Source organism: Corynebacterium sp. HMSC061H03 (assembly GCF_001838215.1).
GTDB lineage: Bacteria > Actinomycetota > Actinomycetes > Mycobacteriales > Mycobacteriaceae > Corynebacterium > Corynebacterium jeikeium_D.
Window position 1 is genome coordinate 40648 of record NZ_KV836045.1, and the last position, 10146, is coordinate 50793.

General features: G+C 59.4%; 8 protein-coding genes and 2 tRNA genes. 8 read left to right on the plus strand and 2 right to left on the minus strand.

Annotated features, from left to right (window positions below; translation table 11 throughout):
* Positions 1-5 precede the first annotated feature (5 nt).
* The 4 genes from HMPREF2787_RS00170 (at position 6) to HMPREF2787_RS00185 (ending at position 5968) form a co-directional block, all read left to right on the plus strand.
* Positions 6-668, plus strand: a complete 663-nt coding sequence (locus tag HMPREF2787_RS00170; RefSeq protein ID WP_049170117.1) for a DciA family protein — start codon at positions 6-8, stop codon at positions 666-668.
* Between the two features lie 289 nt (positions 669-957).
* Complete coding sequence (gene gyrB, locus HMPREF2787_RS00175; RefSeq protein ID WP_016421743.1) at positions 958-2997, plus strand: DNA topoisomerase (ATP-hydrolyzing) subunit B; 2040 nt, start codon at positions 958-960, stop codon at positions 2995-2997.
* Positions 2998-3071: 74 nt separating this feature from the next.
* Positions 3072-3968: an alpha/beta fold hydrolase gene (locus HMPREF2787_RS00180; protein ID WP_369449440.1), complete on the plus strand. Its 897-nt coding sequence runs from the start codon at positions 3072-3074 to the stop codon at positions 3966-3968.
* 47 nt (positions 3969-4015) lie between these two features.
* A complete protein-coding gene (locus HMPREF2787_RS00185; RefSeq protein ID WP_070858076.1) occupies positions 4016-5968 on the plus strand; it encodes an alkaline phosphatase family protein in 1953 nt (650 codons plus the stop codon).
* 13 nt (positions 5969-5981) lie between these two features.
* Here the strand turns inward: HMPREF2787_RS00185 and HMPREF2787_RS00190 are convergent, their stop codons facing one another.
* On the minus strand, positions 5982-6320 hold the full coding sequence (locus HMPREF2787_RS00190; protein ID WP_070595880.1) for a hypothetical protein: 339 nt from the start codon (positions 6318-6320) through the stop codon (positions 5982-5984).
* Positions 6317-6544, minus strand: coding sequence for a hypothetical protein (locus tag HMPREF2787_RS00195; protein ID WP_049170125.1), 228 nt, complete (start codon positions 6542-6544; stop codon positions 6317-6319). The genes HMPREF2787_RS00190 and HMPREF2787_RS00195 overlap by 4 nt, the downstream gene beginning before the upstream one ends.
* 257 nt (positions 6545-6801) lie before the next feature.
* On the opposite strand from HMPREF2787_RS00195, the gene gyrA reads away from it, so the two are divergent.
* From gyrA to HMPREF2787_RS00215, 4 genes are all read left to right on the plus strand, one after another.
* The gene (gene gyrA, locus HMPREF2787_RS00200; protein WP_246824105.1) at positions 6802-9318 is read left to right on the plus strand and encodes a DNA gyrase subunit A; all 2517 of its coding nucleotides are present in this window, start codon (positions 6802-6804) and stop codon (positions 9316-9318) included.
* A 4-nt stretch (positions 9319-9322) separates the two neighbouring features.
* The gene (locus HMPREF2787_RS00205; protein WP_049189406.1) at positions 9323-9655 is read left to right on the plus strand and encodes a DUF3566 domain-containing protein; all 333 of its coding nucleotides are present in this window, start codon (positions 9323-9325) and stop codon (positions 9653-9655) included.
* A gap of 203 nt (positions 9656-9858) precedes the next feature.
* Positions 9859-9932: transfer RNA gene (locus HMPREF2787_RS00210), tRNA-Ile, on the plus strand.
* A 31-nt stretch (positions 9933-9963) separates the two neighbouring features.
* Positions 9964-10036, plus strand: a tRNA-Ala gene (locus HMPREF2787_RS00215).
* The last annotated feature ends 110 nt before the right edge of the window (positions 10037-10146 follow it).

Below are 10146 nucleotides of genomic sequence, written 5' to 3' on the forward strand. Positions count from 1 at the left end.
CGGGTATGGTCGAGAACATGGAGCCGGATAACTCACCGGAAGAAGAAAAGGACCTGATTAGCGACGCTTTCTTCCGCATGCGCGATGCCGCTAAGGAGGGCGGTCACAAGTTACCGAATCTCCAGCGGCCACCGAAGAAGAAGGGCTCGTGGTCTGGCCTCGATAGCCGTGTGCCTGTGAAGGCCGCGGAGGGGATTGTTGCGGACGTCGATAAGCAGCGGGCAGCGCAAGCAGTGGTACGAGATCGTGCCGGTACGGTGATTTCGCCGAGCCTATTGAAGGAGGCGGGGATTCGGCTGTACCGGAAATATGACCGTCGACCTGCGCCGATTGGTGCGGTGCTGAATAAGGCAGTAGTTGATCGCGGCTGGCAGATCCATATTGCCCACGGTGTGATCATGACGGAGTGGGATTCGATGGTCGGCAAGGTTGTCGCGGAACACTCCCAGGTCAAGGAGTTCAAGGACGGCACTTTGGTGGTCGAGTGCCAATCGACAGCATGGGCAACACAGCTGCGGCTAGCACAGCGACAGGTTTTGAAGTCGATTGCGGAACGCGTCGGGGATGGAGTGGTTGAGGAAATTAAGGTGCTTGGGCCAAAAGCGCCGAATTGGCGCAAGGGCAAATTGCACATCGAGGGCCGAGGACCGCGTGATACTTACGGGTAAAGGTCGGTAAACGGTCTACGATTAGCCGTCGGTATGCGTAAAACTGCGAAATTTGGTCCTTTGAGCGCATCGGCTATATCCACAGTAGGGGACTACGTTGGGGTAAGATGGGCAGGAGAAAACCGGCAGGCGGTTCTTGAGACGTTATCGACTTCCAAACTAGCCAGACCTATCTAGTAGTCCTAGGTGGTTCTGGCTGGCGCTGATAGCACTTGACCGCCGGCCTATTTTTCGCGCGCTGACGAATGTTGCGCGGGGAGAGAACCAAGAATAGGAGACGCGCCGAACCGTGGCTGCTACCGAACATCAATATGACGCCTCATCGATTACCATCCTCGAGGGCCTCGAGGCCGTGCGTAAGCGGCCGGGTATGTACATTGGCTCGACTGGTGAGCGTGGTTTGCACCACCTGGTGTGGGAGGTTGTAGACAACTCCGTCGACGAGGCGATGGCGGGTTACGCCACCGATGTTGAGGTCACTCTGCTGGAAGACGGCGGCGTTCAGGTCCGCGATAACGGCCGTGGTATTCCTGTCGAAATGCACCCGTCGGGTATGCCGACGGTGCAGGTGGTTATGACTCAGCTGCACGCCGGCGGCAAGTTTGACTCCGAGTCCTACGCTGTTTCCGGTGGTCTGCACGGTGTGGGTATTTCGGTGGTTAACGCGCTGTCGACGCGCATGGAAACCGAGGTCATCCGCGATGGCTACACCTGGTACCAGAACTTCGACCAGGCTGTTCCGGAAGAAATTATCCGAGGTAAGAAGACTCGCGGTTCGGGTACCACGCAGCGTTTCTGGCCGGACCCGGAGATTTTTGAGACCACCGATTTCAAGTTCGACACCATTTCTCGCCGCCTGCGCGAGATGGCGTTTTTGAACAAGGGCCTGACCATCACGTTGGTGGACAAGCGTGTCTCCGAGGAGGAGCTCGAGGCCGAGGCTCTGGCGGAGCAGGCGGAGACCGAATCCGCTGAAATCGCCAAGGATGCGGTTGAGGAGCAGAAGGAGAAGGCAGAGAAGACCACCAAGCCGAAGGAGCGCCGCAAGGTCTTCCACTACCCGAATGGTCTGCGGGACTATGTCGAGACTCTGAACAAGTCGAAGAACATTATCCACCCGACCATCATTTCCTTCGATGCTGCAGGTGACGGCCATGAGGTCGAGATCGCCATGCAGTGGAACTCGGGTTACTCCGAGTCGGTGCACACCTTCGCCAACACCATTAACACCATTGAGGGTGGCACGCACGAAGAGGGCTTCCGTTCTGCGTTGACATCGCTGATGAACCGCTATGCGCGTGAGCACCGCCTGTTGAAGGAGAAGGAAAACAACCTCTCCGGCGAGGACTGCCGTGAAGGTCTCGCTGCCGTGATTTCGGTGAAGGTCGCCGATCCGCAGTTCGAGGGCCAGACGAAGACGAAGCTGGGTAACACCGAGGTGCGTTCCTTCGTCCAGCGCATGACTAATGAGCACATCGGTCACTGGCTAGAGGCCAATCCGGCCGAGGCCAAGGCCATTGTTAACAAGGCCATTGCTTCGGCACATGCCCGTCAGGCGGCTCGTAAGGCTCGTGACCTGGTGCGTCGTAAGTCCGCGACCGATCTTGGCGGTCTTCCGGGTAAGTTGGCGGACTGCCGTTCGAAGGATCCGAAGCAGTCCGAGCTGTTCATCGTGGAGGGTGACTCCGCAGGTGGTTCTGCAAAGGCAGGCCGAAACTCGCTGTTCCAGGCCATTTTGCCGCTGCGCGGTAAGATCTTGAACGTCGAGAAGGCGCGCCTGGATAAGACGCTGAAGAATAACGAGGTCCAGGCCATTATTACGGCGCTGGGCACCGGTATTCACGACGAGTTCGACATCGAGAAGCTGCGCTACCACAAGATTGTGCTGATGGCCGACGCCGACGTCGATGGTCAGCACATTGCCACGCTGCTACTGACGCTGCTGTTCCGCCTGATGCGTCCGCTGATTGATGAAGGGCACGTCTACCTCGCCCAGCCGCCGCTGTACAAGCTCAAGTGGGCCAAGGGTGAGCCGGGCTACGCCTACTCAGATGCTGAGCGCGATCAGCTGCTGGAAGAGGGGCTGGCTGCCAATCGCAAGATCAACAAGGACGATGGTGTTCAGCGTTACAAGGGTCTCGGTGAGATGAACGCCGCCGAGCTGTGGGATACCACCATGGATCCGGATCACCGTGTGCTGCGTAAGGTCGCCCTCGAGGACGCGCAGAAGGCGGACGAACTGTTCACCATTCTGATGGGCGATGACGTCGCTTCACGACGTTCGTTCATCACCCGTAATGCGAAGGACGTTCGCTTCCTCGACGTCTAAGCCGATACCAAGTCTGGTTATCGGCTTGTCGGTTCCCCTGACAAAACCTCCGTTCAGCCATTAATGTTTATGAAATGGAAGATACTCGGGGAAGCATGGTCAACGGGGAACCGCCAGTCGAGCCACGTATTGTGCAGGAGACATTGCCAGATGGCTCCGTGACCCCGATGGCGCTTCGGTTTCCCGAAGGTTCGCCTCGGGGCATTGTCGTTATTTGGCCGGGCTTTGGCATGGGTGCTCGCTACTACCGGCCGATTGCCCAAGAGTTACAGCGCCGAGGTTTTTGCGTCCTGACCTCGGAGTTGCGTGGCCAGGGTAACCAGACTGCAGTGGCCACCCGCCGTCACAATTGGGGCTACCAGGATCTCGCATCGGTGGATTACCCGTTGGCCGTGGCTCGTGCTCGGAAGGAATTCGACCATCTGGCAGCAGGGGAGAAGCTTCCCGTTTATTTGCTGTGTCATTCCATGGGCGGCCAGATTGCTTCTCTGTATTTGGCCCGACCGGAAGCGGATGTGGCCGGCGTGGTGATGGTCGGATCCGGCACCCCGCACTATAGGTGTTTTACTGGCAACGAGTACAAGCGGCTTCGCTACGGAGCACCGTTTATGCAGGTGGTGTCCCAGATTCTGGGTTATTGGCCGGCGGGCAGGTTTGATGTGGCCGGCTACGGCCGCCAGGCCCGTAACCATGTGGTGGAGTGGGCGCGCTTCTCGCGCACGGGCTTGCTGCGACCACGGGGTGCAGACATCGACTATGCCGCTGAGATGCCGAAAGTAACTACCCCGGCGCTGCTGCTGAACTGTGGTGGTGACCGTGACTGCCCGGAGGCCTCCGCACAGGCGCTGGCACGGATGCTGCCGAATTCGGCAAAGTACGAGTTCATTGAGCAGCGGCTGGGCCACAATCGCTGGGCGCGTGAGCCGCAGGCTGTGGTTGACCGTCTAGAGCGGTTTATTGAGGAAATTTAAACCACAATTTTCCAGCCTGTAATCTGCGCTTCTTAACGTAGATGCCTATGGCAACTTCACCTAAAAATATATCTGAATTTTCCCGTCGGCACTTCCTGCAGACCGCCGCTGGAGTCGGTGCTGCAGCGGCTGCGAGCACGCTGCTGCCGCCATCGTTGCTCCATGCACTCGCGCAGCCCCGACCGGCTGGCTCCCTCGACCAGGTTGAGCACGTTGTCGTGTTGATGCAGGAAAACCGCTCTTTTGATCACTACTTCGGCACGCTCCGAGGTGTGCGGGGGTACAACGACAATTCCGCTTTGCCGGGCGTTTTCAACCAGAGTGGGGTCAGTCCATACCTGATTCGCAACGCCGCTAATCGCGGTGATCTCTCGGTGGAGTACATTGCAAGTTTGCCGCACGGTTGGGAAGACGGGCAGGTTGCACTAAACGGCGGCCGCTGTAACGGCTGGATCGAGGCCAAGGGCAAGGGCACGATGGCCTGTTATGACCGTCAGGACATCGCGTTCCAATTCGCTCTCGCAGAGACGTTCACTATCTGCGATGGTTACTTTTCCTCGATGCCTACGTCGACAAGCCCGAACCGCAACTACCTGTTTTCGGGTGATACCCGAAAGGAACCGTGGGGGACTGGAGCGGTTGGCAATGCGGCGTACGAGCCGACGCACCCGGGGTACAGGTGGCGCACGTATGCCGAGGATCTCTCGGCGGCTGGGGTGCCATGGCGCGTCTACCAGGAGTGGGATAACTACACGGACAACAACCTGGATTTCTTCGCCGCGTTTCGAAATATTGGCCGCAAGGTCATTCGTGAGGCCGGGCTGCCTGGTCTCGACATGACGGGCTTCCACGAGGAGCTGCTGGAACTGGGCGATGGGATGCCGCCAACTGCAGAGCAGCAGCAGATGGTCGACCGCCTGAATGCCGCTGTGGAGAAGCTGCCTGAGGCGGAACGGGATCTCTATGATCGCGCGCTGCACCGCCGCCAGCCGGGCACGCTAACCGACGCTTTCCGACGGGATGTTGAATCTGGGGAGCTGCCAAAGGTGTCCTGGATTGTGCCGTCGGCCGCGGAAAGCGAGCACCCGGGAGCGTCCTCGCCGATTCAGTCGGCGAATATCACTTACCGCCTGTTGGATGCGTTGGCCTCCAACCCGGAGGTGTGGGCCAAGACCATCTTCCTGATTAACTTTGACGAGTTTGATGGTTACTTCGACCATGTGGTGCCGCCGCTGCCGCCGAAGAATGAGCCGGGGGAGTGGTACCTGGGCAAGCCGAAGGGGCTCGGTTTCCGCGTCCCGATGACTGTCATTTCACCGTGGTCGGTGGGTGGTTTGGTGTCCTCAGAGGTCTTCGATCACACTTCGGTGATCCGTTTCCTGGAGCAAGTCACCGGCGTGAGCTGCGGAAATATCACTGATTGGCGTCGTCGGGTATGTGGTGATTTGGTATCCACACTGGACTTCTCGGCGTCTACGGGAATGCAGCTTCCAGAGCAGCCGGGACCAGCGCCGGAGTTTGTGAAGCGCTGGGAGGCGGAGCCGGCCGGTGACTATCCTGTGCAGGAGTCCGAGCAGGCGACCGCGCTGCCGACACCGTACCGGCTGCACGCCTACCTCAAAGACGGCAATCTTGTACTGGTCAATGACGGTTCCCGTGAGGCTGTTTTTGCTGTTTACAGTGGCAATAGGGTGGAGCATCACACGGTGCTCGGTACGTTAGAGCTGCGAATTGGACTCCTGGAGCGCGAACTTACCGTGTGCGGCCCGGACCGCTTCCTGCGTGTATTCAGCAAGACGGCGAAGGCGTTGCCGGAAGTCACTTTGGAGCACGCGGCGGGACGTGTTCTGGTTGGCGGGCAAGACCGGACGGCTGATTATGTCCGTGATGGCTGGTACGAGGTCGAGCTGACTGAAGGTGAGGCCACGGCGTATTACACGGGCCGGCTGGAGTCCGGCAATCGCATTCCGACGAGCCCGTTTACCCGAAAGGGTGACTAGGCCCTGTCCCCGGCTAAGTGCCACCTTTGACTAGCTCCCACGTCTCTGCGAATGACAGCTCTTCGCCGTTGGTGGTGAGGAGTATGTGTGCAAGTAGTGCGCCCAGTGCGGTGTTGCCAAAACTTAGTGGTTTCACGTGAAACGTTGCGTAAGCGACCGCCTGCGCTGCCGCAGAAATCGCGGGAAAGCTACGGTGACCAGCAATGACTCCTGAGCTGGCGGCGACAATAGCGCTGATTGTCCACGGCCTCGCAAGTGTAGCGTCGGCCAATTCCGGCACTGTGGCCACCAGTTCATCGGTAGCCGCCAGGATAGCGGCCTCGCTGAGAGGCTGAATCTGGGGCGCGCTCATTCTTGTACTCCGCGGGGCCTTGGGGAGCTCAACTTTCGCAGCAGCGCCATGTCGGTATCAATTACGCTTGCCGTAATTTCCCGGGCCTGACCTTGTTGAAGGGCTCTCGTGGCGGCGGATTCGATGGCGCGAATGACGGCCTCGTGTTTAGACACGCCCTCCATGTGCGCCAGCAGCGCCAGAGCGGTGTCCTGTTCTTTCGTGAGTCTCAAGGTCATCGCCATCGCATTTGCTCCTTGCTGCCTAGCTTGTGCCGTCTTATTCGTCTCTACTAGGCCTAAAACCCCAGATTTGATACCACAATGGTATCGAAAAGTTGCACACGGCGTCGTAAAGCGGGCTCTAAAGCCCTGTAGAATGGATGCGAACCTCTTTTAAGTAAAGGAAGCAGTCATTGAGCGACGATAACAACAACGACGGCTCATCTTTCGGAAGTGGAGTATTGGGCCACCAGGTTCGCCCGATCGACATCAATGAAGAGATGCAGTCGAGCTATATCGACTACGCCATGAGCGTGATTGTTGGCCGTGCGCTGCCGGAGATCCGTGATGGTCTCAAGCCGGTGCACCGCCGCATTCTCTACGCCATGTTCGACAACGGCTACCGCCCGGAGCGCGGCTATGTGAAGTCCGCAAAGCCGGTTTCGGACACGATGGGTAACTACCACCCGCACGGCGACAGAGCTATTTACGACACCATGGTGCGCATGGCGCAGCCGTGGTCCATGCGCTATCCGCTTGTCGACGGTCAGGGTAACTTCGGCTCCCGCGGTGACGACGGCCCCGCAGCTATGCGTTACACCGAGGCTCGTCTGACGCCGTTGGCCATGGAAATGGTGCGCGACATTCGCGAAAACACCGTCGATTTCCAGCCGAACTATGACGGTCGTACGACAGAGCCGGTTATTCTGCCGTCGCGTGTCCCGCAGCTGTTGATGAACGGCTCTGGCGGTATTGCCGTCGGTATGGCCACCAATATCCCACCGCACAACCTGCGTGAGGTCGCGGATGCCATCAACTGGTGCCTGGACAACCCGGAAGCGGATGAAAAGACCACGCTGGATGCGGTCATGGAGCGCATCAAGGGCCCGGATTTCCCAACTGCCGCCCAAATTGTCGGCGATAAGGGCATCAAGGAGGCCTACACCACCGGCCGTGGTTCGATTCGCATGCGCGGTGTGACCTCGATTGAGCAGGAGGGCACTCGTCAGTCGATTGTCATCACTGAGCTGCCGTACCAGGTCAACCCGGACCGCATGATTGCCAACATCGCGGATCAGGTCAAGGACGGGCGTCTGCAGGGCATTGCCTCGATTGATGACGAATCTGACCTGAAGTGGGGCATGCGTATCGTCGTCAAGCTCAAGCGCGACGCCGTACCGCGTGTGGTGCTGAACAACCTGTACAAGCACTCCCAGCTGCAGACCAGCTTCGGTGCGAACATGCTCGCCATCGTCGACGGTGTGCCTCGTACGCTGCGCATTGACCAGATGGTGACGCTGTATGTCGCCCACCAGATTGAGGTCATTGTTCGACGGACCCAGTTCCGCCTGGACGAGAAGGAAAAGCGCGCCCATATCCTGCGCGGCCTGGTCAAGGCTCTGGATATGTTGGACGAGGTCATCGCCCTGATTCGCCGGTCCGCCACGGTTGATACCGCGCGCACGGGCCTGATGGGTCTGCTCGACATCGACGAGATTCAGGCTGACGCCATTTTGGCGATGCAGTTGCGTCGCCTGGCTGCTCTGGAGCGCCAGAAGATCATTGACGAGTTGGCTGAGATCGAGCTCGAGATCGCCGACCTGAAGGACATCCTGGCCAAGCCGGAGCGTCAGCGCGCCATCGTTAAGGAAGAGCTGGGCGAGGTCGTGGAGAAGTACGGCGATGACCGTCGTACCCAGATCGTGGCCGCTGAGGGCGACGTCACCGAAGAGGACCTCATCGCCCGCGAAAACGTGGTCGTGACCATTACCTCCACGGGCTACGCCAAGCGCACCAAGGTCGATGCCTACAAGGCACAGCGCCGTGGTGGCAAGGGCGTGCGCGGTGCGGACCTGAAGCAGGACGACATCGTCCGCCACTTCTTCGTCTGCTCCACGCACGACTGGATTCTGTTCTTCACCAACAAGGGGCGCGTCTACCGCCTCAAGGCCTATGAACTGCCGGAGGCCACTCGCGCCGCCCGCGGCCAGCATGTCGCCAATCTGCTGGAGTTCCAGCCGGAGGAGCGCATCGCCGAGGTGCTGCAGATTCAGAGCTACCAGGACAGCCCGTACCTGGTGCTGGCTACCAGCGAGGGCAAGGTCAAGAAGTCTCGCCTGGAGGACTACGAGTCCGCTCGCTCCGCTGGCCTGATTGCCATCAACCTGCGCGAAGGCGACTCCCTCATCGGTGCTCGTCTGTGCTCTGCTGACGATGACCTGCTGCTCGTCTCCGAGCGTGGCCAGGCCATTCGCTTCACCGCCTCCGACGACGCGCTGCGCCCGATGGGCCGCGCCACTGCCGGTGTCCAGGGTATGCGCTTCAAGGGCGACGACAAGCTGCTCAGCATGGTCGTGGTCGAGGAAGAGCACAACCTGCTGGTCGCCACGACCGGTGGCTTCGGCAAGAAGACCAAGCTCAGCGAGTACACCCCGCAGAACCGTGGCGGTATGGGCGTGCTGACGCTCAAGTACGACCCGAAGCGTGGTCCGCTGATGGGCGCCCTGGTGGTCGACAACGACGACGAAATCTTCGCTGTCACCTCCGCCGGCGACATCATCCGCACCAACGTCAACGAGATTCGCGCCACCTCGCGTGCCACTAAGGGCGTGCGCCTGGTCAACCTCGCTGACGGCGTGGAACTGCTGGCTATCGACCGCAACGTCGAGGATGAGGGCGAAGAGACCGCTTCTAAGGTCTCTGAGGCCGGAACCTTGGACGTAGTCCCGAAGCGCACCGGCGCGACCAAGAGCACCGGTGCCGCTGAGTCCGGTGACTCGGAGGCGGAGAAGGAGTAAGCGTATGGCCGAAACTAACTTGGTAGTCGACAAGGTGAGCCCCTGGTCCGCCATGCGCATTACGGCGGCCACTGGTTTCATTGGCTTCCTCGTCTGGCTTGCCGCGGTTGGCCTGCTCTACCTCTTGCTCTCCGGGATGGGATTGCTCGCTCCGATTAGTGAAATGGTCGGCGGGGAGGATTCCATCAGCGCGGGTCTCGTCCTTGGCCTGGCGGCCGCTGTAGGAGCGCTGTGGTGGGTGCTGTCGATTGGGCTCATGGCCCTCGGCGCGGTCATCTACAACGCTTGCGGCGGTCTCGTCGGAGGTCTCAAGATTTCGCTTGCCGACGACGACTAGGCTGCCTAGCCTCCCGCTGGCCCCGGTGTCACCCCCGTTCGGTGGCCCCGGGGCCGCGTTGGTTCAGAGGTGTTTTCAGTGATCTGGTTATGGAGTAGCCGTAATGACTACTTAATGACTGCTTTTTAACTCAATATTTAGGCCTCTGACCAGGCGATTTGTGAAGTGTCATGGTTACGGGTTAAGTTATATCTCGTTCCACGGGGCCTATAGCTCAGGCGGTTAGAGCACTTCGCTGATAACGAAGGGGTCGGAGGTTCAAGTCCTCCTAGGCCCACTGCCGAACAAGGTATAATTGCTCGGTGTACGGGGCTTTAGCTCAATTGGTAGAGCACCTGCTTTGCAAGCAGGAGGTCAGGGGTTCGATTCCCCTAAGCTCCACAAGGAACAAAATCCCCCGGTCGTAAGGCCGGGGGATTTTTGCGTTTTGGGGATGTAGACGGGGAGGGGGCAAGAACGCCGAGTTACTGACTGCGTTTATGACAAAAATG

Coding starts and splice junctions, on each gene's coding strand:
- HMPREF2787_RS00205 (WP_049189406.1), top strand. CDS start 9,323: ATGGCCGAAACTAACTTGGTAGTCGACAAGGTGAGCCCCTGGTCCGCC.
- HMPREF2787_RS00170 (WP_049170117.1), top strand. CDS start 6: ATGGTCGAGAACATGGAGCCGGATAACTCACCGGAAGAAGAAAAGGAC.
- gyrA (WP_246824105.1), top strand. CDS start 6,802: ATGCAGTCGAGCTATATCGACTACGCCATGAGCGTGATTGTTGGCCGT.
- HMPREF2787_RS00180 (WP_369449440.1), top strand. CDS start 3,072: ATGGAAGATACTCGGGGAAGCATGGTCAACGGGGAACCGCCAGTCGAG.
- HMPREF2787_RS00185 (WP_070858076.1), top strand. CDS start 4,016: ATGGCAACTTCACCTAAAAATATATCTGAATTTTCCCGTCGGCACTTC.
- HMPREF2787_RS00190 (WP_070595880.1), bottom strand. CDS start 6,320: ATGAGCGCGCCCCAGATTCAGCCTCTCAGCGAGGCCGCTATCCTGGCG.
- HMPREF2787_RS00195 (WP_049170125.1), bottom strand. CDS start 6,544: ATGGCGATGACCTTGAGACTCACGAAAGAACAGGACACCGCTCTGGCG.